Here is a 24171-nt window from a genome sequence, read left to right on the forward strand (position 1 = left end):
TCAGCTTTCCGGTACGAGGAAGATCGCGGCCAGCGGCGGAATGGTGAGAGTCAGCTCGGGCGTGGCGCCGTCCGAAGCGCGGACCTCGCCGATATTGCCGACATTGCTGCCGCCGTAGTGGGAGGAATCCGAGTTGAGCACCTCATGCCACTTGCCGGCGAACGGCACGCGGACGCGGTAGTTGCGATAGACGTTGGGTGAGAAGTTTGCGACCACCAGGCAGCGGGCGCGCGCATCATTGCCCTTGCGGACCCAGGCGAACACATTGTTGTTGGCGTCGTCGGTGGTGACCCACTCGAAGCCGGCTTGGTCGCAGTCGAGCTCGTGCAGCGCCGGCAGCGCGCGGTAGAGCCGATTGAGATCGCGGACCAGGTTCTGGACGCCGCTGTGCCGCGGCTGTTGCAGCAGATGCCAATCGATCGAGTAGTCGTGGTTCCACTCGCGTTCCTGGCCGAACTCGCAGCCCATGAACATCAGCTTCTTGCCGGGGTGGCCGAACATGAAGCTGTAATAGACGCGCAGGTTTGCGAAGCGCTGCCAGTCGTCGCCCGGCATGCGGCCGAGGATCGAGCGCTTGCCGTGCACGACCTCGTCGTGGGACAGCGGCAGGATGAAGTTCTCCGAGAAGGCGTAGTGCAGGCCGAACAGGATATCGCCGTGATGGAATTTGCGGTGGATCGGATCCTTGCCGATGTATTTCAGCGTGTCGTGCATCCAGCCCATGTTCCACTTGTAGCCGAAGCCGAGCCCGCCATATTCGACCGGGCGCGACACCTGCGGCCATGCGGTGGATTCCTCCGCAGCGGTGGTCGCCTGCGGGAAATGCGCAAACAGCTCGGTGTTGAAGCGGCGCAGGAAGTCGATCGCCTCGATGTTCTCGCGGCCGCCATACTTGTTCGGAATCCAGCCGCCGGCGGGACGACTGTAGTCGAGATAGAGCATGGAGGCTACGGCATCGACGCGGAGCCCATCGATGCCGTAGCGATCGAGCCAGAACAGTGCGTTCGACACCAGGAAGTTGGTGACCTCGGTGCGCCCGTAATTGTAGATCAGCGTGCCCCAGTCGAGGTGGCGGCCCTGCAGCGGATTGGCGTGCTCGTACAGCGCGGTGCCGTCGAAATTGCCAAGACCATGCGGGTCGTCGGGGAAATGCCCGGGCACCCAGTCGAGCAGCACGGCAAGGCCGGCACCGTGGCAGGCGTCGATCAGCGCGGCGAAATCGTCCGGCGAGCCGAAGCGGCTGGTCGGCGCGAACATGCCGGTCGGCTGGTAGCCCCATGAGCCGTCGAACGGGTGCTCGGTGATGGGCAGGAATTCGACATGGGTAAAGCCCATGTCGCTGGCATAGGCCGGCAGCTGCTCGGCCATCTCGCGATAGGTCAGCCACTCGTTGCGGCCCTTGCGGCGCCACGAGCCGAGGTGCACCTCGTAAATCGACATCGGCGAGCTCAGCGCGTTGACGCGATCGGGCGCCGGGCGCGGATGCGGGATTTTGCGCTCGTCGATCACGATCGACGCGGTCTTCGGCCGCACCTCGGCGGCGAACGCGAGAGGATCGGACTTCAGGGGCAGATGCTGGCCGTTGCGTCCGATGATCTCGAACTTGTAGTGATCGCCGACGCGGGCGCGCGGAATGAACAGCTCCCAGTAGCCGGGACCGCGCACCCGCATCGGGTGACGCCGGCCATCCCAGAAATTGAAGTCGCCGACCACGCTGACCCGCCGCGCATTCGGCGCCAGCACCACGAAGCCGATGCCGTCGACGCCGTCGAGCGTCATCGGATGTGCGCCGAGCGTGTCGTAGACGCGCTGATGGGTACCTTCGCCGAGCAGATAGAGATCGAAATCGCTCAGGATCGGCGGAAAGCGGTAGGCGTCCTCCAGCTCGACGACGTTGTCACCGAAGCGGGCGCGGAGTTGGTAGCGGGTCGAGCCGTTCGGCAGGGGGCCCGCGAACAGGCCGGCATCATGGATCTGGGCCAGCGGTGCCGTCTCGCCATGCTCGCCGATCGCCTCGACATTGGTGGCATCAGGCAGGAAGGCGCGCACGACATTGCGATCCCCCTCGGCATGGAGGCCGAGATAGTGAAAGGGATCGGAGTGACGGCCCTCGATGATGGCATAGGCCTCGGCGGGCAGTTTGTTCATGCACCCTCATGCGGCTGTTGCGCCAGAATCCTTAACAGGCCGGTCAGCGGCACCCGCAGCCAATCCGGCCGGTTGGCCAGTTCATACTCGATCTCGTAGAAGGCTTTCTCAAGCAGGAAAAAGTTGAGCAGGCGGTCGGCCGCCTTGGCGTCGGCGGGCCACAGGCGTTGGCCGGCCATGGTCTCGCGATAGGCGGCCAGGAAGGCGTCGGCCGCCTGGTCGCGCCATTCGGCCAGAGCGAGACTCAGCCTGCCGCTCTCGTCGGGGGAGACCTTGAGGGCCCGTTCCAGTGCCGCCGTCGCCGCATAGTCGATCGAACGGATCAGGCCGGCGACGTCGCGTGCGGGTGGTGCCTTGCGGCGCCGCTCGGCGATGGTGCGGCCCGGCCCGCCGTCGAAATCGATGATGAAAACGTCGTCCTTGACCACCAGCAGCTGGCCGAGATGCAGGTCGCCGTGGTGACGGATGTTGAGCCCGTCGGTCTCGCGCGGCAGCAGCGCCTTGAGCCGCTCCGGCAGCGTGTCGTGCTGGGCCTGCAATTGATCGGCCAGCAGCCGGTCTGCCTCCTTCAGCGAGCTGCGGCGCTGCTTCAGCGTGTCGAACACGCGCTCGGCGCGTGCCATGATCTCATCGGTCCAGCGCTGCAGATCCTCGGGCTTGGTCGGCTCGGGCGCGAAGTCGGGCAGGTCGCGATTGCTGGCGAGCGCGATGTGCAGCTCGGCGAGGCGCTTTCCCGCATGCGCCATGTGGCGCAGCCAGGTGGCCTGATCGCCGTTCTCCTCCGGATGTTCGCTCGCCGCCAGCAGGCGCTGTCGCTCGATGAGGCGGTCGAGATGCGAGGCCGCGACGTTCCAGAGGTCGCCCTGGTTGACCACCATCGCATGCAGCACGGCGACGGCGCTGCGCTTGTCGCCTTCGACCAATTCGGAGGTGCCGAGCAAAGCCGGCGTATTCGGAAATGCGACCACTTCGGTGAGGAAGCGGCCCATCTCGATCTCCGGATTGATGCCGACTTCGAGCTTGCGGTAGATCTTGGTGACGTATTCATTGTCGACCAGCGCGGTCGAATGCGGCTGATCGTTCTCGAACACGCGAATCCGCTCCGGCTGCCGCACCGGCCGATCGGAGAACCGGCTGGTCGGCCGGAATTCGAGCTTCAGGCCCTGCTCGCCTTCGTCGACCGTGAGGTTTTCCCGCAAGTTCCGCAGGAACAGGCCGGTGAAGATCTGGTCGGTGGCGACGTCGAGCAGCGTGCCTTCGCGCGCGCCCTGGCGCACGGCGGCGAACGCGCGCGGATTGTAGCGCTCGCGGTCGAAGCGAACCCACTCGATCTGCATCGGCAGTACGTAGCGGCTGGTGGTGCCGCGCTGCGTGGTCTCGAAGAAGATCAGCCAGGGCCGGTTGTCGCCGACATCGCAGAACGGGATCGCCGAAACCAACGTCGGCTGGATCGCCTTGGCGGAATGCTCGGGATACCAGCGAGTACGAGCGAGATGGCCGGGCAGCACGTCGTGTTCGAACACGCCGCGCTCCCGCGCCAGCGAGGTCCAGGTCGAGTTGAGCGGCACCACCAGCGTCTCGAATTCCGGTACCGCGCGCGGCGTCACCGGCTCGGACTTGTCGCGTTCCTGCAACTCGAACCAGTAGAAGCCGTAGGGCGCGAGCGTGATCATGTAGGGCAGCTCGCCGATCGCCGGGAAGCGCGTGCGCCCGAGCATCTCGAGCGGAATGCGGTCCTTGAAGGCGGAGAGATCGAGCTCGGTCGCCTGCGCCGAGCGCGACAGATTGGCGACGCACAGGATCACCTCGCCCTGGTACTGCCTGACATAGGCCAGCACCGAGCGGTTCTCGGGACGGATGAAGGTCATGGTGCCGCGCCCGAACGCCAGCGTCGACTTGCGCACCGCGATGAGCCGCTTGGTCGCCGACAGCAGCGAGGACAGGCTGCGCGACTGCGCCTCGACATTGACCGACTCGTAGCCGTAGACCGGGTCCATGATCATCGGCGCGTAGAGCCGCGCCGGGTCGGCGCGCGAGAAGCCGCCATTGCGGTCCGGCGACCATTGCATCGGCGTGCGCACGCCGTTGCGGTCGCCGAGATAGATGTTGTCGCCCATGCCGATCTCGTCACCGTAATAGATGATCGGCGTGCCGGGGAACGACAGCAGCAGCGAGTTCATCAGCTCGATCTTGCGGCGGTCGTTGTCCATCAGCGGCGCAAGCCGGCGGCGGATGCCGACATTGATGCGGGCGCGCGGGTCGTTGGCATAGGTCGACCACAGATAGTCGCGCTCGACATCGGTGACCATTTCGAGCGTCAGCTCGTCGTGATTGCGCAGGAACAGCGCCCATTGGCACGCCGACGGGATGTCCGGCGTCTGCCTGAGGATGTCGGTGATCGGGAAGCGGTCTTCCTGGGCGATCGCCATGTAGATGCGGGGCATCAACGGGAAATGATAGGCCATGTGGCATTCGTCGCCATGGCCGAAATATTCCTGCACGTCCTCCGGCCATTGATTGGCTTCGGCCAGCAGGATCTTGCCCTTGGCATAGGCGTCGAGCTCCTGGCGCAGCCGCTTGATGATGGCATGCGTCTCCGGCAGGTTCTCGTTGTTGGTGCCGTCGCGCTCGCACAGATAGGGGATGGCGTCGAGCCGGAAGCCGTCGACGCCGGTGTCGAGCCAGCGCTTCATCACCTGCACGATGGCGCGCACCACGCGCGGATTGTCGAAGTTCAGGTCCGGCTGGTGTGAGAAGAAGCGGTGCCAGTAGAACTGGCCGGCCTCCGGATCCCAGGTCCAGTTCGACTTTTCCGTATCGGTGAAGATGATCCGCGTATCGAGGTACTTCTGGTCGGTGTCGCTCCAGACATACCAGCTGCGCGCGCTGGAATTCGGCGGGCTGCGGCGCGCGCGCTTGAACCAGGCGTGCTGGTCCGAGGTGTGGTTGACCACGAGCTCGGTGATGACGCGCAGGCCGCGCTTCTTGGCCTCCTGGATGAAGCGCTTGAAGTCCTTCATGGTCCCGAAATCGGGATTGATGTCGCCATAGTCGCCGATGTCGTAGCCGTCATCGCGGCCGGGCGAGGGATAGAACGGCAACAGCCACAGCGCCGTGACGCCGAGCTCCTGCAAATAGCCGAGCTTCTCCGTCAGCCCCGCGAAGTCGCCGATACCGTCATTGTTGCTGTCCGCGAACGCCTTGACGTGCAGCTGGTAGATGATCGCGTCCTTGTACCAGAGCTGGTCCGCGGTCTCGGTCGCGATCTTCACCTCGGTGTTGACGGAGGAGAAAACGTTCATGAGGGCTCCTTCAGGCGACACAGCGCAGCAGCAACGCGGGATCGCGCGCAGGATCGAGACGCAGGCGGATGCCTCCCCATTCGAGCGCATGACGCTCGCCGGTGACAAGGTCTTCCAGTTCCGTGACGGGGCGGCGGGCGTCCCCTTGGCCGACCATGACGTCGCCGAGCGGAAGCCAGACCTCACGCGGCTCGGCCGACAAGGCAATCGCAGTCGCGATCACATTGCCCTGATCGACCGCCTCCTTGACGAAGCCGATCACGCCGCCGTCATCGACGTTGATAAAGCGCAGATTGGCGAATTGTTGCAGGGCCGGATTGCCGCGCCTGATCCGGTTGAGCGCCGCAATGTAAGGCTTGATGTTCCCTGGCTCGTCCCAGTCGCGCACCCTGATCTCATACTTCTCCGAGTTGAGATATTCCTCGCGACCGGGGACCGGCGTGTGCTCGCGCAGCTCGAAACCGCTGTAAATGCCGTAGCTGCTTGACAGCGTCGCGGCCAGCGCGAGACGCGACTTGAACATCCAGGATTCGCCGCTTTGCAAATGGAAGGGCAGGATATCAGGTGTGTTGACGAAGAAATTCGGCCGAAAGAAGTCACGCTCGGGATAGGAGATCAACTCGCCGAGATACTGTTCGAGCTCGATGCGCTGGGTGCGCCAGGTGAAGTAGCTGTAGGATTGTGTGAAGCCGAGCTTGGCCAGGCCCTTCATCAGTTTCGGCCGCGCGAAGGTTTCCGCAAGGAACAGTACATCCGCGTCGCGGTCCTGCACCTCGCGGATCAGCCATTCCCAGAATGCCAGCGGCTTGGTGTGCGGATTGTCGACCCGGAAAATCTTGACGCCCTGCTCGACCCAGAACAGCACCACATCGCGCAGCGCGCGCCACAGCGCGGCGGCATCGTCGCAGCTGAAATCCGGATTGACGACATCGTCCCAGCGCTGGGGCGGATGTTCGGCCGTACGCACCGATCCGTCCGGTCGCCGCTTGAACCACTGGGGATGCTCGGTCAGCCAGGGGTGATCGGGCGAGCATTGCACGGCGAAATCGAGCGCGACCTCGAGGCCGTGCGACTGGCAGGCCGCAACGAAAGCGCGGAAATCGTCGAGCGTGCCGAGCTCCGGATGCACCCCGTCGTGGCCGCCCTCGGCCGAGCCGATCGCGTAGGGGCTGCCGGGATCGCCGGCCTGCGCGATCGCGGCATTGTTGCGGCCCTTGCGATGCGTCCGCCCGATCGGGTGGATCGGCGCCAGCAGCACGACGTCAAACCCCATCGCGGCAATGTCGGGCAGCCGCGCGATGCAATCGCTGAAGGTCGCATGCACGCCCGGTCGCTTGCCCTGGCTGCGCGGAAACATCTGGTACCACGCCCCGCTGCGCGCCCGCGGCCGGTCGGCGGTGAGGGGATAGAGCGGCGAGCGCATCAAATCGCGCCGGAACTGGCTGCCGGCCATCGCCTCGCGCAATTCCGGTGCCAGCAGCGCGCCCGGTTCGCCGCTCTGCAGATAGATTTCACACTGCCGGATGATCACGGCGGCTGCGGCGGGTCCCCCGGCCTGCGCCCGGGTCAGCATCCCCGCGCCTTCGACCGCGTCCAGCGTGTGGTCGCCGCCGTCGCGCTGCTTCTGCTCGAAGCGATGCCGCCAGCTGGCGAAGTCGTCGGTCCAGGCCTCGATCGCGTAGGTGTAGCGGCCGGGCCGGTCGGGCACGAAGGCACCGCCCCAGCGGTCGTCGCTATGCTGCGACATCGGCGCGACCTGCCACGCGTTGTCGCCGTCGTGCCGCCACACCAATGCCGCTGAAATCACGTCATGTCCGTCACGGTAGATGTCGGCCCACACCTCGACAGGTTCGCCTGCGATGCGCTTGACCGGAAAGCGGCCGCCGTCGACCGACGGGTAGACATCGGTGATATGAAAAGTGCCATGGGCACTCTCGACAGGCCGGAGAGTTTTGTTCACGGTGATGCCGCCATTGAATAAGCAAATGACGTCCCGACGCCGGGAAGGAGGCGCGCCAGACCCATATAGAAAGCCGCTCGCCGGGCATTGGTTCCCGGTGGGAACGCTTGATAGGGTAGAGCGTTGAACATCAACTATCCCTTTCCCGTATCTATACAATTTAGCAACGATCCCAATACCGTTGCGAGCAGACAGCGTGCCGAATGGACCTTTACGCCGAAGCCCAGACCCTGGGAATCCAGACCGAGTATATCGATGGGAGCGGTCACCGTCGTGTGACAACCCCGGAGGCGCTGACGGCGATCCTGGCGGCGCTGCCGCCCCAGACGCCGCGGCGGATCGTCACCGATCCCGTGGTCGTCAGAGGCGGCCAGGCTGCGCAAACGCAGCTTGCCGAGGCGGCGCAGCTTCCGGTGCAATGGAAGGTCATGAGCGGCGATGCGGTGCTCGCGCAAGGCGAGGCGCATGGGCGGAACGTTGCGTGGCCGTCCGGCCTCCCGGAGGGCGTGCACCGCTTGCTGCTGTCGGACGCATCGGGCAGCGAGCAGCTGCCGTTCCTGGTGGCGCCGGAGGGCGCGTTCGGCGGCACGTTCGATCGCTGCTGGGTGATCGCGGTGCAGCTCTACGGCGTGCGCTCCGCACGCAACTGGGGCATCGGCGACTTCACCGATCTGCAGTGGCTGCTCACATTCGCCCGGCAGCTCGGCGCCGACGGCATCGGGCTCAATCCGCTGCATGCGCTATTCGACGATCGGCCGGGCGACTGCAGTCCATATTCCCCGAGCAGCCGGCTGTTCCTCAACGCGCTCTATGTCGATGTCGAGAAGATTCCCGAATACCGCATCGATGCCGCGACGCAGGCCGCGCTGGCGCAGCTCCGTGGCCAAGACCTGGTCGACTATGTCGGCGTTGCGGCGTTGAAATGGCCCGCGCTGCGCGCGGCCTTCGCTGCCTTCAAGGCCAATCCCGGTCCCGGCCGCCGGCAGGATTTCGAGGCTTTTCGCAACGAGCAGGGCGCACTGCTGTCGCGCTTCGCCTGCTTCGAAACGATGCGGCACAAGTTCAACAAGCCGTGGTGGGAGTGGCCGGACGAATGGCGGCAACCCAGCGACGCGGCTTGCGCCAAATTGCGGGAGGCGCGCGACAGCGCCGCCGAGGTCGAGTTCGTCGAATTCGTGCAATGGACGGCGGAGCGCCAGCTCGGCGCCTGCCAGGCGCTGGCGCACAAGCTCGGCATGGGGGTCGGGCTCTATCTCGACGTCGCCGTCGGCGTGCAGTCGGATGGTTTCGACGCTTGGAATGAGCAGACTGCGATCTCGCGTCATCTCGGTGTCGGCGCGCCGCCGGACCCGCTCAACACGGCGGGCCAGGACTGGGGGCTGGCCGGCTTCAACGCCGCGGGCCTCGAACAGCGCTCGTTCGAGCCGTTCCGGCAGATGCTGCGCGCCTCGATGCACCATGCCGGCGCGATCAGGCTGGACCACGCTTTCGGGCTGAAGCGGCTTTATCTGGTGCCGCGCGGCTTCGGGCCGGCCAATGGCGCCTATGTGCTGATGCCGTTCGAGGCGCTGCTGGCGGCGACCGCGCAGGAAAGCACGGCCAGCCGCTGCGTCGTGATCGGCGAGGACCTTGGCACCGTGCCGCCGGGGTTCCGCGAGCAGATGAACGGCTGGGGCATCTGGTCCTACCTCGTGATGATGTTCGAGACCGACGACCAGGGCGTGTTCCGCAACGCCGACTATTATCTGCCGAACGCGCTGGTCACCTTCAACACCCACGACCTCTCGACCTATGCCGGCTGGCGCTCGTTCAGCGACCTCAAGACCAAGCGCGGACTCGGGATCGATCCCGGCGAGACCGACCAGGGGCGCTGGGACGCGCTCGGCCAGCTCGACGACGTGCTGCGCCGGCACGACATCCACAGCAATGATTTTGATTCGGTCGTGAGTTTCATGGCGCGGACGCGGTCGCGGATGCTGGCGGTGTCGATGGAGGATCTGCTCGGCATTGTCGAGCAGCCCAACATCCCAGGCACCGTCTACGAGCATCCGAACTGGAAACGCCGGCTCCCGATCCCGCTCGAGCAGCTCGCGTCGGCGATCGATATCGAGGCGCTGAAGCGCGCAACCCGCGAGCGGTTGCACGCGGGCTAATGCGGAGCATGGTGTGTGGCTTCCCGGATCGAAGACTATGGATTGATCGGCGATTGCGAGACCGCCGCGCTGGTCGGCCGCGACGGCTCGATCGACTGGCTGTGCTGGCCGGCGTTCGATTCCGAGGCGTGCTTCGCGGCGCTGCTCGGCACGTCGCGGAATGGCCGCTGGCTGCTGGCGCCGGCCGATGAGATCAAGCAGACCTCGCGCCGCTATCGGGACGACACGCTGATCCTGGAGACGCGGTTCGAGACCGCAAGCGGCGTGGTTGTGCTGACCGACTTCATGCCGCCGCGCGGCAACGCCTCCGACGTGGTGCGCCTCGTGCGCGGGATCAGCGGCCGCGTCAGGATGCACATGGAGCTGGTGATCCGCTTCGGCTACGGCGTCGATGTCCCCTGGGTGAAGAAGAATCCGGACGGCGAGGGGCTGTTGGCGATCTGCGGGCAGGACATGACCGTGCTGCGCACGCCGGTCGAAACCACAGGCAAGGACCTGACCACGATCGCCGATTTCGAGGTCGGCGAGGGCGACACCGTGCCGTTCATCCTGACCTACGGGGCGTCCTACCAGCCGCTGCCGGAGCCGATCGATCCCGAAGCGGCGCTGAAGGATACCGAGGATTACTGGAAGGAATGGTGCAGCCGTTCGACCTACGACAGCAGCTATCAGCGCGGCCTCGTGATGCGTTCGCTGATCACGCTGAAGGCGCTGACCTTCAGGCCGACCGGCGGCATCGTCGCGGCACCGACCACGTCACTGCCGGAAAAGCTCGGCGGCGCGCGCAACTGGGACTACCGCTTCTGCTGGCTGCGCGACGCCACCTTCACGCTGCTGGCGCTGATGAATTCGGGCTATACCGAGGAAGCGGCGGCCTGGCACAACTGGCTGCTGCGGGCGGTGGCCGGCGCGCCGGCCAACATGCAGATCATGTACGGTATCCTGGGGCAGCGCCGCTTGCTCGAATGGGAGGCCGGATGGCTGCCCGGCTATGAGGGAGCAACGCCGGTCCGCGTCGGCAACGCCGCCCATGCACAGCTTCAGCTCGACGTCTATGGCGAGCTGATCGACGCCTTCCACCAGTCTCGCATGGTCAAACTCAAGCTCGACGAGGAGAACTGGTCGCTGGAATGCACCGTCGTCAATCATCTCGCAGATGTCTGGGACCGGCCGGATCACGGCATCTGGGAGCGGCGCGGCGTTCCCAGGCACTACGTGTTCTCCAAGGTGATGTGCTGGGTCGCTTTCGATCGCGCCATCAAGAGCGCGGAGCGGTTCGGCTTCAAGGCGCCACTGGTCAAATGGCGGGTGCTGCGCGAGGCCATCCATCGCGACGTCTGCCGACGCGGCTTCGATCCCGACCTCAACAGCTTCGTCGAGAGCTATGGCTCGAAGCTGCTCGACGCCAGCCTCCTGCTGCTGCCGTCGGTCGGCTTCCTGCCGCCGGACGATCCGCGCATCCGCGCCACGATCGCGGCGGTCGAGCGCCACATGATGCGCGACGGCTTTGTGCTGCGGCACGATCCGCGCGAGGTGTCGGATGAAATCCAGCCGATCGAGGGCGCATTCCTGGCCTGCAGCCTGTGGCTTGCCGACGCCCATGTACTGGCGGGAGATCTCGACAAGGCGCAGACCATGTTCGACCGCGTGGTGGCGGTCGCAAACGATCTCGGACTGCTGGCGGAGGAGTTCGATTCCGGTGCCGGCCGCCAGACCGGCAACTTCCCGCAGGCGCTGACCCATATCGCGCTGATCAATACCGTGCACAATCTCAGCGCCGCCAGGACCCACGCCGAGAAGCCCGCGGTGCAGCGGTCGAGCTGATGGTGCCTTAGCGACCTGTCGTCAGCACCACGTCCATCGCGCGCGCGAAACCGTCACGCTCGTTGGTCTCGGTGACATGCGTGGCGCGCGCCTTGACGTCATCGCTGGCATTGCCCATCGCGAACGAGATCCCGCTTCGGGCGAACATCGGCAGGTCGTTCTGCATGTCGCCGATGGTGGCGACATTCTCCAGCGACACGCCGAGGCGTTTCGCGATGCCCTCGACGAAAGTGCCCTTGTCGTGGCCGGGCGGGGTGACGTCGAGATAATAGGTCTGCGAGCGGACCGCGGTCGCATCAGGGCCGACCATCTGCTGCATCTCAGCCTCGCAGCGTTGTAGCAGGGGCGCATCGGAACTCGCACCGACGATCTTGCAGGCCTGGTCGAGATAGGGGGTGAAATCGTCGACGATGGTCGGATCATGCTTGATCGCGCGCTTTTCGTGCGCGTTGTACTCGCCGTCCGGATTGCGGGTCAGCCAGCGGTCGTTGGTGAACAGCCAGATGTCGACGTCGCGCGCGCGAAGCAGATCGATGCTGCGCTTGGCCACGGCCGGCGGGATCACATGCTGCTCGAGCGGCCTCAATTGCGGATCGACGATCGACGAGCCGTTGAAGGCGCCGATCGGCAACTTGATCGCGAGCGGTGCAACCAGAAAGCCCATACCGATAGTCGGCCGGCTGGAGACGATGGTGAAGCCGACGCCGGCCTCATGCAGCCTGCGCACCGCCGTGAGGGCGCCATCGGTCAAGGTCTTGTCCTTGGTGAGCAGCGTGCCGTCGACATCGGATACGACAAGTGCGATGCGGGTCATGAGCGATCCAGTTTCAGTTGACTGACGATGTCTTCGACGATGCTGTCGATCGAACGGTCGATCGCGACCGTGATCGGGCGTTCGTCCGGCGTCGGCGGTTCCAGCGTCTTGAACTGGCTGGCGAGCAGGCCCGGCGGCATGAAATGGTCCTTGCGCGCGGCCAGCCGCGTGGCGATCAGCTCCTGCGTGCCGTCGAGGAAGATGATGCGGATATCGCGGCGGCCATGCACCAGGATGTCGCGATAGCTGCGCTTCAGCGCCGAGCAGGCGATCACGGCGCGCTCGCGGACGCCGCAAGTGCGGTCGATCTCGGCGGCGATCGCGCGCAGCCAGGGCCAGCGATCCTCGTCGGTGAGCGGCCGGCCGGAATGCATCTTCGCGACATTGCTCGGCGGATGAAAGCTGTCGCCATCCTCGAAGCGCCAGCCGATCCGGATCGCGAGGCGGTCGGCGATGGTGCTCTTGCCCGAGCCGGAGACGCCCATCACGACCAGGGCGCAGGGGTTCTGCCCGTCACCCAAGAAAGTCACCCAGCGAAATCATCCACGAAAATCCTCCGGCAGCGCGGCCTGATCGATCAGCCAGACGGTCTCGCCCAGCGATCGTGCGCGGTTTGCCGGCAGGTTCTCGCCTGCGAACAGGCGCGTCAAGATCGCGCGCTTGTTTTCGCCTGACACTTCGAACAGCATCTCGCGGCAGGAGGCGAGGGCAGGCAGGGTCAATGAGACCCGCGGCACGAACGGCTCGACATTGGCCTTGGGCACCCCGACCACCCAGCGCAGGGTTTCCTCGACTGCGGGATAACCTGGAAACAGCGAGGCGGTGTGGCCGTCCGGCCCCATTCCCATCAGCACCAGGTCGAACAGCGGCCGCGTCGGATCGAGGTGCTCGGCGCCGTAGAACGCCATCAGCTCGTTCTCGTACAGCGCCGCGCTGACGTCGGGATCCCTGAGATCGGCGGTGTCGGTTGCGATCGGGTGCACATTCGCCGCCGGCGCGCAGCGGTCGAGGAATGCCTGGCGCGCCATGCTCATATTGTGCAGTCTGTCCTTGCGCGGCACCAGCCGCTCGTCGCCGATGAACCAGTCGATGCGATCCCACGGAATCCGCCTGCGATAGTCCGGCGTCGCCAGCAGCTCGTAGAGCGCCTTGGGGCTGGAGCCGCCGGTGAGGCAGATCGCGATCCGCCCGGGATTCTGGTCGATCCGGGCGATCACCCGCTCGGCGGCGGTCTTCGCCAGGGCCGCCGGATCGGCGACCGTGATGATCCTGCGCTCGCCGCTCGTGGTCATGTCAGCCGAGCTTCCGCCAGCTGCGGCCGTCGCGGGTCAGCAGCGCGTTGGCGGCCTCCGGGCCTTCGGTGCCGGCCTTGTAGGGTTGCAGACCGCGTCCGCCAGCGCTCTTCCAGGCGTCGAGGAAGGGCTGCACCGCTTGCCATCCGGCCTCGACGCTGTCGGCGCGCTGGAACAGCAGATTGTCGCCGATCATGCAGTCATAGATCAGCGTCTCGTAACCGGTCGATGGCTCGGCCTTGAAGTAGTCCTTGTAGCGGAACTTCATCTCGACGCCATCGATGTTGATGGTCGGGCCCGGCACCTTGGTGTTGAACTGCAGCTCGATGCCTTCGGTCGGCTCGGTTGAGATGACCATGTAGTTCTGCGACAGGCGGTCGACCGCCGTATCGCGGAACATCGCGAACGGCGCCTGCTTGAACTTGATCGCGATCTCGGTGCGCTTGGTAGCCAGCGCCTTGCCGGTGCGCAGATAGAACGGCACGCTGGCCCAGCGCCAATTGTCGATGGTCAGCTTCAGCGCGGCATAGGTCTCGGTCGAGCTGTCGGGCCTGACATCCGGCGTCTTCAGATAGTCCTCGATCTCGGTGTCGCCGATCCGGCCGGCGCGATACTGGCCGCGCACCGAGTTGGACAACGCCTCCTGCTCGCTCTGGAGCTGGATCGCGCTCAGCACCTCGGCCTTTTCGGAGCGCACCGCATGGGCGTCGAACCGCGCCGGCGGCTCCATCGTCACCAGCGACAGCAGCTGGAACAGATGGTTCGGCACCATGTCACGCAGCGCGCCGGTGGCGTCATAGAAGCTGCCGCGATGACCGACGCCGAGCTTCTCGTCGACGGTGATCTGGACGTGGTCGATGTGGTTGCGATTCCAGATCGGCTCAAACATGCCGTTGGCAAAGCGCAGCACCAGGATGTTCTGCACCGTTTCCTTGCCGAGGTAATGGTCGATCCGGTAGATCTGATGCTCGTCCATCAGCTTCAGCAGCGCGGCGTTGAGCGCTCTGGCCGAAGGCAGATCGGTGCCGAACGGCTTTTCGATGATCAGCCGCCGCCAGGCGCCGTTCTCCTTCAGCATGCCGGTGCGGCCGAGCTGCTCGCTGATCGGCAGGAAGGCCTTCGGCGGGGTCGCAAGATAGAACAGACGGTTGCCGCCGGTACCGCGGGCCTTCTCGAGCTTGTCGAGCCGTTCGTTCATGGCATCGAAGGAAGGGGGATCGCTCGGATCGGCCTCGATCGCGGTGACGCATTCGAACAGGCGCGTGACGACCGCCTCGTCCACCGGGCGGGTGGCGAACTTTCGCAGTCCTTGTAGCAGGCTGTCTTTCATCTGGTCGCTCGACATGCCCTTGCGGGCGATGCCGACGACGCAGAATTTGTCCGGCAGCAGGTTGCCGGCGGCGAGATTGTAGAGCGCCGGGACGACCAGCCGGTGCGTCAGATCACCGGTGGCGCCGAAGATGATGAAGGAGCAGGGATCGGGTTTCTTCTGCACGTGACCTTCCGCGGTTATCTTCTAGATCATGATGCGTTTCCACAGAATCGCATCATGATCTCATCTCCTTGTTTGAGCATGAAAGCCGGCTTCCACTTTTCCGGATCATGCTCTAGACGTGTTTTCTTTACGCGAACCGGTGCCCACTTCGCTCGACAATGCTTCAAGTCAAGCCTTCTTCGGGGGCTCCTTGTGGCCGCCGAAACCTGCGCGCATCGCCGAGAGGATCTTCTCGGCGAAGGTGTGATCCTTGCGCGAGCGGAATCGGGTGTAGAGCGCGGCCGTCAGCACCTCGGCCGGCACCGCCTCGTCGACCGCGGCATTGACGGTCCAGCGGCCTTCGCCGGAATCCTCGACAAAGCCGGAGTAATTGTCGAGCGTGTGGTTCTGCGCCAGTGCGGACGCGGTAAGGTCGAGCAGCCAGGACGGGATCACGCTGCCGCGGCGCCAGACTTCGGCGATGTCGGCGATGTCGAGATCGAACCGATGGTCCGGCGGCAGCGCCTCGATATTGGCGTTCTTCAGGATGTCGAAGCCTTCGGCATAGGCCTGCATCAGGCCATATTCGATGCCGTTGTGGATCATCTTGACGAAATGCCCGGCGCCAACGGGACCGGCGTGGATGTAGCCCTGCTCGATGCGGTGATCGCGGCCGTCGCGGCCGTGGGTGCGCGGGATGTCGCCGATCCCGGGCGCCAGCGTCTTGAAGATCGGGTCGAGCCGGTCGACCACGCCCTTCTCGCCGCCGATCATCATGCAATAGCCGCGCTCGATGCCCCAGATGCCGCCGCTGGTGCCGACATCGACGTAGTGCAGCCCGCGCTCCCTGAGCGCCTTGCCGCGGCGGACGTCGTCCTGCCAGAAGGTGTTGCCGCCGTCGATGATCACGTCGCCGGGCTGCATCAGCTTTGCGAGCGCCTCGATGGTGGATTCGGTGATCTTGCCGGCCGGCAGCATCACCCAGGCGGTACGCGGCGCTTCCAGCTTGAGCACGAAATCCTCCAGCGACGAGGCGCCGGTGGCGTTGTCGGCGACCAGCGCCGCGACCGCCTTGGGGTCCTTGTCGTAGACCACGGCGGTGTGGCCGTTGCTCATCAGGCGGCGGACGATGTTGCCGCCCATCCGCCCGAGGCCGATCATGCCGAGTTGCATCGTGGCCTCCGTCAGTTCAGTGCAGCCGAGATCGCGGCATCGAGCGCCGCCAGCCCGGAGGTAAGGTCACCCTTGAGGTGCACGCGCAGCGCCCGGCGACCGCGCTCGGTGAGCACGTCGAAATCGCCGCGAGCCTGCGCCGCCTTGATCACGCCGAAGCTCGCCTTCTGGCCAGGCACCGCCAGGTCCTTTGGGTCGTCGGTCGTGAGCTGGAGGAACACGCCGCTGTCGGGGCCGCCCTTGTAGGCCTGTCCTGTCGAGTGCAGGAAGCGCGGGCCGAATTCGGCGCAGGTCGCAAGATGTTTTGCATCGCGGACCTTGAGACGCATCGCCTGCATGGCGTCCATGGTGTCACCGTCGCGCTCGATATAGGCGAGCAAAGCGACATAGTCGCCGCGGCCGGAGCGCGAGAGGTGGGCCTTGACCCAGGAACCGAGATCGCCATTGGCGCCGGCCTTGCGCAGCTCCTCGGCGTTCTGCGCATCGGTGTAGAGATCGACCCCGTCGGCCGATACCACCGGCTCTTCGGCCGGCAGTGATCCGGTCTTCTCGAATGCCGCCGTCAGCTCGCGGGTCTTGATCTTGGCCGCCTCGACGTCGGGCTGGTTGAACGGGTTGATGCCGAGGATCGAGCCCGCCACCGCGGTCGCGATCTCGAAACGGAAAAACTCCTGGCCGATATGGTCGATCGACTTCATGACGATCCGGACCACCGGATGGCCGGCGGCTTCGAGCGCGGCAAGCTTCGCCTCATGCGCGGCGTCGGTCTCGCTTTCGGTGCGCAGATCGATGAAGAAGCGGTCGTTGCCATAGACGCCGGGATCGCCGAGCGTCTCGCCCTCGATCGGGATCAGGCCCTTGCCGTCCTTGCCGGTCGATTCCGCGATCAGCTGCTCGGCCCAGGCGCCGAAATCGGCGACGTCGGGCGAGGCGAAGATCGTCACCTTGTCGCGGCCCTCGAGGCCCGCAATGCCCATCGCAAGCCCGAGCTGGACGCCCGGGTTTTCCTGCGGCGGCACGTCGGCGCCGCAGGAGCGCACCATGGCGAGCGTATGGCCGAGCAGGCTGCGGACATCGATGCCCGCGGCAGCCGCCGGCACCAGGCCGAACGGCGACAGCACGGAGTAGCGGCCGCCGATCGCAGGGTCGCCATAGAAGATGCGGGCAAAGCCCTGCTTGATCGCGATCTTCTGCAACGACGAGCCCGGATCGGTGACCGCGATGAAGCGGTGGCCGGCCTTGTCCTTGCCGATCGCCTTGGCGACCCGGTCGAAGAAATAGTCCTTCATGACGTTCGGCTCGGTGGTACCGCCGGATTTGGAGGAGACGATGAACAGCGTCTTGGCGATGTCGACATACTCCTCCATCGCGCGGACCTGCGCCGGATCGGTGGAGTCGAGCACGTGCAGCCGCGGGAAGCCGGACTTGTGCGGGAAGGTCTGGGCCAAGACCTCCGGTCCGAGGCTCGAGCCGCCCATGCCGAGCACAACGGCGTCGGTGAAGTTCTGGCCCTTCACGCGCTTGGCGAAATCCTCGTAGTCGGCGACGTCGGCGGAGGCGGCGCTGGTCAGCCAGCCCAGCCATTTGTCCTCGTCGTCGCCGGTCCAGACCGACTTGTCCTTGTGCCAGAGCCTGCGGATCTTGGCGGAGGTACGCCATTCCTCGGTGCTGTTCTCGACCGCCTTCGCGATGGTGGCGCCGAGCGCCAGCTTCTGGTGGTCGATGCCGCCGCCGAGCGAGGTGGCACGCTTGAAGGCAACCGCGCCGTACAGCTTGTCGGCGGCGTCTGCGAACAGCTTGACGCCGTCCTTGACCAGCTCCTCGGTGATCGCGTCGAGCGAGATGCCGGACTTCTCCAGCTGCTCCAGCACCTGGCGGGCGTCCGCGACGTTCTCCTCGAGGCTGTCGCGGAGCTTGCCATGGTCGCGGAAGGCGTCGAGGGTGGCCGGCGGCATGGTGTTGACGGTGTCGGGGCCGATCAGCTCCTCGACATAGAGCACGTCGCTGTAATCCTTGTTCTTGGTGCCGGTCGACGCCCACAACAGCCGCTGCGGCTTGGCGCCCTTGGCGGTGAGCTTGTCCCAGCGCGGGCCCGAGAACAGGCGCTTGTAGTCCTGATAGACGAGTTTTGCATTGGCGATCGCCACCTTGCCCTTGAGCGCGGCGAGGCGCTCCTTTTCATGCGGATCGTTGGCCTTTGCGATCTTCTCGTCGAGCTGTTTGTCGACGGCAGAGTCGATGCGGCTGACGAAGAAGCTCGCGACGCTTGCGACATGGGAGGGATCGCCGCCCTTGGCGACGTATTTTTCCAGGCCCTTGAGGTAGGCCTCGGCGACCTGGCGATAGACCTCCTGCGAGAACAGGAGCGTGATGTTGATGCTGATGCCTTCGCCGATCAGATACTCGATCGCCGGCAATCCCTCTGGCGTCGCCGGCACCTTGACCATCAGGTTCTTGCGGTGGACGTCTTTCCAGAGCCGCTCGGCCTCGGCGATCGTGCCCTTGGTGTCCATCGCCAGATAGGGCGACACTTCGAGGCTGACGAAGCCGTCGCCGCCATGGCTCTGGTCGTAGACCGGGCGCAGCACGTCGGCGGCGTGCTGAATATCGACGACGGCAAGATGCTCGAACAGGTCGGCAACCGAGCGGTCGCCCTTCTTCAGCGCCTGGCCGATCGCGCCGTCATATTCGTCCGAAGAGCCGATCGCCTTCTCGAAGATCGAGGGGTTGGACGTCACGCCTTTGACGCCGTCGGTCTCGATCAGCCGCTTCAGGTCGCCCTTGGCGACGAAGCCGCGGGCCAGGAAGTCCAGCCAGACGGCCTGGCGGTGATTTTCGAGTGCTTTGACGGGGTTCATGGGTGCCTGTTCTCGTTCGATCGAGGGTCGATTTTTGGGTTCCCGGGCAGCTTTCGGGGGCGGAGCGGGATTGTCAACATGACTGGGGGCCCGGGCGGAATATCAGCATTCCCAAGGGATAACGCCATTCACAACAGTTCGATCCCCTCGGATGCACCCCGAGCAGACCCCGATCTCAGCACATTTTTATGACGCGTTGCGCTGCGCGCCCGAACCTCAGGGACGCAGGTAGAGATAGCCCTGGGATTGCAGCTCGGCGAGCCGCACGACGCCGCCGCGCTCGGCGGCGACGAAGCCGGGAAGCAGGTCGGCAAGGCCGATGTTCTGCGATTTCATGGTGTTGCCGCAGGCGGCGAGCTCGATGCCATCCCGGCTGAACTGTCCGACATGCTTGGACAGGTCGGGGTTGGCTCCGGACGCATGAAACGCCTTCAGCGCCTGGCCGTGGACCACCAGCGCGATCGTCACATTGCCGGGACCGCCGACGCCCTCGAGATGGTTCTGGATATTGCCGATCACGAAACTGACCTTGTCGAGGTCGTCGAGGTGGTAGACCACCTTCAGCCTTTGCGGCGCTGTCTCGGTGGCAGCCTGCGCCTGTGGCGCCGCGAAGGCGGCACCGAGCGCGGAGAGCGTGCCCCACAGGATGCTGCGTCGATGCATGGCGTCCCTCGCGCGATCGTTGCTGATCTGATCAAGCCTATCACTTGTGGCGAAGCGCTGCGAGTTCCTTGCGGTCGGTCACAAGTTCGGCGCATTCGTTCAAGCCGGCGCGATCGAGACGAAACATCTTGTCGTCGGCGCCGGCGACCAGTTCTTCTTCCGCGTCATCGTCGGGCTTGTTGCGATTCCACATCCGGATGCTGGCGAGGCGTGCGATCGCGGATTTATCGTCCTTCGACAACGCCACGCTGATACCGCCGCCTTCACAATCGACGCCGCATTCGAAGCGGATGTCCTGTCCGGATTCGGTCGCGATCGCGTGGTTGCAGTAGCCGCTGGAGTCGAAATTGCCGGAGCGGTGACGGTAGGTGACACCAAGGCGGAACGAGTAGTTGGTGGTCTTGTCCTCCGGCGCGTCTTCGGCCTCGACCAGAAGCTTCATCGTGTTGACCTTCTGCTTCGGGTGCTGCGCGAGATGATTTGCATCGTAGCGCCGCACGAAGCAGGCGTAGGCTTTCGAGCCGGGCGGGCCGGCGAACATCCTGTTGTCGAAGGCGGCTGCCAGGCCCTGGTCGACCGCCTTGTCGACCTCCTCCTGCGCCTGGACGGCTGACGACGCGCCGGCACAGGCGGCGGCTGCGAGTGCGACAACTAGGAACGTTCGTTGCATGATCGGCCTTGGGAATATGCCGCGCTGTGAAGGTGTCATCTCTACAGCGCGGCAATGGTGCCGCGCGGAACTGCACGGGCTCGTTGCCTTAGTCGCGGCGAGAAGAAGGCGCGTTCAACGGCTTCTGAATGTTTGTTCATCCGAATCTGTGACGCGCGCATCTTGACGCCAAGGCTGGACGGTCACACGTTTTCAGGGAAGCCCAACGTTCATTTCGGACGGGGAAGTCGCCTCGGTCGGATGCCCGCTTCGGAAGCCTGTTCGGAGGCTTGGGCCCCGTTAAACCACGGATGTGGCGGAGGGGTTACAAACGTCAAAAACAGGCCGCCAACGGGGGATATTGATGAACCATTAAGCTTCCTGCCTGTTGATAAGGCAGAGGCTGCACGCGCCGTGCATTGCCGAAGTGAGTCGGTCGAGTGTCCAATAGACCCAGCGTGCCGACGCTGATTCGATCCTAGGACGCTCTTGTTACGACTCGTGTCAGTCGTGCGGCGATACATATCGTGGAGAGAGGGATCATGTACAACGATTCTTTGTTCAACGCCTTCGCAAGGTCGTTTGAAGCGCGAAGCCAGACCGACATGTCGATGGCCGAGTATCTGGAGTCGTGTCGAAGTGATCCGATGCGATACGCCAATGCGGCCGAGCGGTTACTAGCGGCAATCGGTGAGCCCCAGATGATCGACACGGCCAAGGACCCACGCCTTGGCCGTATCTTTTTGAACCGTACGATACGGTCGTATCCGGCCTTCGCCGGCTTCTACGGCATGGAAGACACGATCGAGCGCCTGGTCGGCTTCTTCCGCCACGCCGCGCAGGGCCTCGAAGAGCGCAAGCAGATCCTCTATCTGCTCGGGCCGGTCGGCGGCGGCAAGTCGTCGCTCGCCGAGCGCATCAAGGCGTTGATGGAAATCCATCCGATCTACGTGCTGAAGGCGGGCGACGAGCTGTCGCCGGTGTTCGAGAGCCCGCTCGGGCTGTTCGACCCCGAGCAGCTCGGGCCGATGATCGAGGAGAAGTACGGCATTCCGCGCCGCCGGCTGAGCGGGCTGATGTCGCCCTGGGCCTACAAGCGGCTCGAGGCGTTCGGCGGCGACATCTCGCAATTCCGCGTCGCGCGCATCCAGCCCTCTCGGCTGCGCCAGATCGCGGTTGCCAAGACCGAGCCCGGTGACGAGAACAATCAGGACATCTCCTCGCTGGTCGGCAAGGTCGACATCCGCAAGCTCGAGACCTATGCCCAGAACGATCCGGACGCCTACAGCTATTCCGGCGGCCTCAACCGCGCCAACCAGGGCGTGCTCGAGTTCGTCGAGATGTTCAAGGCGCCGATCAAGATGCTGCACCCGCTGCTGACCGCGACGCAGGAGGGCAATTACATCGGCACCGAGAACATCGGTGCGATTCCGTTCACCGGCATCATCCTTGCGCACTCCAACGAGGCTGAGTGGCAGAGCTTCAAGACCAACAAGAACAACGAGGCCTTCATCGACCGCATCTGCGTCATCAAGGTCCCGTACTGCCTGCGGGTCACCGAGGAGCAGAAGATCTACGAGAAGCTGATCCAGGGCTCCGAGCTCGCCGCCGCGCCCTGCGCGCCGGCCACGCTGGAAACGCTGGCCCGCTTCTCGGTGATGTCGCGGCTGCGCAAGCACGAGAACTCGACGCTGTTCGGCAAGATGCGGGTCTATGACGGCGAGAGCCTGAAGGAATCCGATCCGAAGGCGCGCAGCGTGCAGGAGTACAAGGACGCGGCCGGCGTCGACGAGGGCATGGACGGCGTCTCCACCCGCTTTGCCTTCAAGGTGCTGGCCTCGACCTTCAACCACGACACCACGGAGGTCGGCGCCGACGCGGTGCATCTGATGTATGTGCTGGAGATGGCGATCCGCCGCGAGCAGCTGCCCGACGAGACCGAGAAGCGCTATCTCGAATTCATCAAGGCCGATCTCGCGCCCCGTTATGCCGAGTTCATCGGCAACGAGATCCAGAAGGCATATCTGGAATCCTACGCCGACTACGGCCAGAACCTGTTCGACCGCTATGTCGACTACGCCGACGCCTGGATCGAGGATCAGGACTTCAAGGATCCCGACACCGGCCAGCTGATGAACCGGGAACTCCTGAACCAGGAGTTGACCAAGATCGAGAAACCGGCCGGCATCGCCAACCCGAAGGATTTCCGCAACGAGGTCGTCAAGTTCTCGCTGCGTTCGCGGGCGCACAATGGCGGCAAGAACCCGAGCTGGACCTCCTACGAAAAGGTTCGCGACGTGATCGAGAAGCGGATATTCTCGCAGGTCGAGGATCTGCTGCCGGTGATCTCGTTCGGTTCCAAGAAGGACGGCGAGACCGAGAAGAAGCATGGCGAGTTCGTCGAGCGGATGGTGGAGCGCGGCTATACCGAGCGCCAGGTCCGCCGGCTCGTCGAGTGGTACATGCGGGTGAAGCAGGCCGGCTGATGCACGATCCGGAAAGCCGGCAACAACCGGCCTTCCGTTCCGTCCAAGCAAGAATGCGATGCGACTCTGATCGCATCCGGCGCGAGGCAGATGCAAAGTGGTCATGCACATCGTCGATCGGCGGTTGAATCCGGGTAGCAAGAGCCTGGAGAACCGCCAGCGCTTCCTGCGGCGCGCCAAGGCGCTGGTGCAGGGGGCCGTCAAGAAGTCGTCGCAGGATCGGGACATCAAGGATGTCCTTGAAGGCGGCGAGGTGACTATCCCGCTGGACGGCATGGATGAGCCGCGGTTCCGGCGCGAAGGCGGCACCCGTGACATGGTGCTGCCCGGCAACAAGAAATTCGTCGAGGGCGACTGGTTGCAGCGCCCGAACCAGAGCGGCGCCAAGGGCTCCGGTGCGGGCGAGGGCGACAGCGAGGACGCTTTCCGCTTCGTGCTCAGCCGCGAGGAATTCGTCGACCTTTTCCTCGACGATCTCGAGCTGCCCGACCTCGCCAAGCGCAAGCTTGCGGAAACCGAGAGCGAGGGTATCCAGCGCGCCGGGTATGCGACCTCGGGCTCGCCCGCCAACATCTCGATCAGCCGTACGGTGAGCCGGGCGCTGGCACGACGCGTGGCGCTGCGCCGGCCGCGCAAGGACGACATCGAGGCCCTCGAGGCGGAGCTTGCGGAATGCGATGACGAGACGCGCCGCCGCGAACTGCTGGCGCTGCTCGAGGCGTTGAAGGCCAAGGCCAAGCGGATCCCGTTCATCGATCCGATCGACATCCGCTACCGCCGCTTCGAGACGGTGCCGAAGCCGGTGGCGCAGGCCGTGATGTTCTGCCTGATGGACGTCTCGGGCTCGATGTCCGAGCACATGAAGGACCTGGCGAAGCGGTTCTACATGCTGCTCTACGTGTTCCTGAAGCGGCGCTACAAGCATGTCGAGATCGTGTTCATCCGGCACACCGATCGCGCCGAGGAAGTGGACGAGGATACGTTCTTCCACGGGCCGGCCTCCGGCGGCACGCTGGTGTCGAGCGCACTGGTCGCGATGAACGACATCGTCCGCACCCGCTTCCGGCCCGCCGACTGGAACATCTACGCGGCCCAGGCCTCGGACGGCGACAACATGACCTCCGACAGCGGGATGACTGGGCTTCTCCTGACCGACAAGATCCTGCCGGTCTGCCAGTTCTTTGCCTATCTCGAGGTCGGCGAGGCCGCCAACTACACCTTCGACATGCCGGATTCCTCGCTCTGGACGCTCTATGAGCGTCTGCGCAACGAAGGCGCGCCGCTATCGATGCGCAAGGTGAGCGAGCGCGGCGAGATCTTCCCGGTGTTCCAGGACCTGTTCAAGCGCCGCACCACCAGTCAGGAAAGGGTATAG

Annotated in this window: 15 protein-coding genes; 4 read left to right on the top strand and 11 right to left on the bottom strand. The window is 64.8% G+C overall.

The genetic code is table 11. The annotated features are described in order from the left end of the window. The 3 genes from glgB to ACVINW_RS21965 are packed head-to-tail and all read right to left on the bottom strand — an operon-like array spanning window position 1 to window position 7410. Window positions 1-2148 carry a 1,4-alpha-glucan branching protein GlgB gene (gene glgB, locus ACVINW_RS21955; protein ID WP_456753217.1) on the bottom strand — a complete coding sequence of 716 codons (2148 nt, stop codon included), beginning with the start codon at window positions 2146-2148 and terminating at the stop codon, window positions 1-3. Beyond that, complete coding sequence (gene treS, locus ACVINW_RS21960) at window positions 2145-5450, bottom strand: maltose alpha-D-glucosyltransferase (protein WP_456753218.1); 3306 nt, start codon at window positions 5448-5450, stop codon at window positions 2145-2147. Before treS ends, glgB begins: the two co-directional genes overlap by 4 nt. Window positions 5451-5460: 10 nt before the next feature. After that, entirely contained in the window at window positions 5461-7410 is a 1950-nt protein-coding gene (locus tag ACVINW_RS21965; protein WP_456753219.1) for an alpha-1,4-glucan--maltose-1-phosphate maltosyltransferase, read from the bottom strand. 203 nt (window positions 7411-7613) lie between these two features. On the opposite strand from ACVINW_RS21965, the gene malQ reads away from it, so the two are divergent. Together malQ and ACVINW_RS21975 are read left to right on the top strand one after the other, a co-directional pair. Beyond that, window positions 7614-9563, top strand: coding sequence for a 4-alpha-glucanotransferase (gene malQ, locus ACVINW_RS21970; RefSeq protein ID WP_456753220.1), 1950 nt, complete (start codon window positions 7614-7616; stop codon window positions 9561-9563). A 15-nt stretch (window positions 9564-9578) separates the two neighbouring features. Further along, complete coding sequence (locus ACVINW_RS21975; RefSeq protein WP_456753221.1) at window positions 9579-11387, top strand: glycoside hydrolase family 15 protein; 1809 nt, start codon at window positions 9579-9581, stop codon at window positions 11385-11387. Between the two features lie 7 nt (window positions 11388-11394). On the opposite strand, the gene ACVINW_RS21980 is transcribed toward ACVINW_RS21975, so the two are convergent. The 8 genes from ACVINW_RS21980 to ACVINW_RS22015 form a co-directional block, all read right to left on the bottom strand. Then, the gene (locus ACVINW_RS21980) at window positions 11395-12201 is read right to left on the bottom strand and encodes an HAD family hydrolase (protein ID WP_456753222.1); all 807 of its coding nucleotides are present in this window, start codon (window positions 12199-12201) and stop codon (window positions 11395-11397) included. Then, entirely contained in the window at window positions 12198-12686 is a 489-nt protein-coding gene (locus ACVINW_RS21985) for a gluconokinase (protein ID WP_456756467.1), read from the bottom strand. The genes ACVINW_RS21980 and ACVINW_RS21985 overlap by 4 nt, the downstream gene beginning before the upstream one ends. A 54-nt stretch (window positions 12687-12740) precedes the next feature. Then, window positions 12741-13493, bottom strand: coding sequence for a 6-phosphogluconolactonase (pgl, locus tag ACVINW_RS21990; protein WP_456753223.1), 753 nt, complete (start codon window positions 13491-13493; stop codon window positions 12741-12743). Window position 13494: 1 nt separating this feature from the next. After that, entirely contained in the window at window positions 13495-14988 is a 1494-nt protein-coding gene (gene zwf / locus ACVINW_RS21995) for a glucose-6-phosphate dehydrogenase (RefSeq protein ID WP_456753224.1), read from the bottom strand. Between the two features lie 168 nt (window positions 14989-15156). Beyond that, window positions 15157-16140 carry a phosphogluconate dehydrogenase (NAD(+)-dependent, decarboxylating) gene (gene gnd / locus ACVINW_RS22000; RefSeq protein WP_456753225.1) on the bottom strand — a complete coding sequence of 328 codons (984 nt, stop codon included), beginning with the start codon at window positions 16138-16140 and terminating at the stop codon, window positions 15157-15159. 11 nt (window positions 16141-16151) lie between these two features. After that, window positions 16152-18998: a bifunctional transaldolase/phosoglucose isomerase gene (locus ACVINW_RS22005; protein WP_456753226.1), complete on the bottom strand. Its 2847-nt coding sequence runs from the start codon at window positions 18996-18998 to the stop codon at window positions 16152-16154. Window positions 18999-19214: 216 nt separating this feature from the next. After that, entirely contained in the window at window positions 19215-19661 is a 447-nt protein-coding gene (locus tag ACVINW_RS22010; protein WP_456753227.1) for a DsrE family protein, read from the bottom strand. A 40-nt stretch (window positions 19662-19701) separates the two neighbouring features. Then, window positions 19702-20331, bottom strand: a complete 630-nt coding sequence (locus ACVINW_RS22015) for a hypothetical protein (RefSeq protein ID WP_456753228.1) — start codon at window positions 20329-20331, stop codon at window positions 19702-19704. 521 nt (window positions 20332-20852) lie between these two features. Between ACVINW_RS22015 and ACVINW_RS22020 the strand changes: the two genes are divergently transcribed. After that, window positions 20853-22796, top strand: a complete 1944-nt coding sequence (locus ACVINW_RS22020; protein WP_021080883.1) for a PrkA family serine protein kinase — start codon at window positions 20853-20855, stop codon at window positions 22794-22796. A gap of 103 nt (window positions 22797-22899) precedes the next feature. Continuing rightward, the gene (locus ACVINW_RS22025) at window positions 22900-24171 is read left to right on the top strand and encodes a YeaH/YhbH family protein (protein ID WP_456753229.1); all 1272 of its coding nucleotides are present in this window, start codon (window positions 22900-22902) and stop codon (window positions 24169-24171) included.

It is taken from the genome of Bradyrhizobium sp. USDA 4461, from assembly GCF_054055655.1.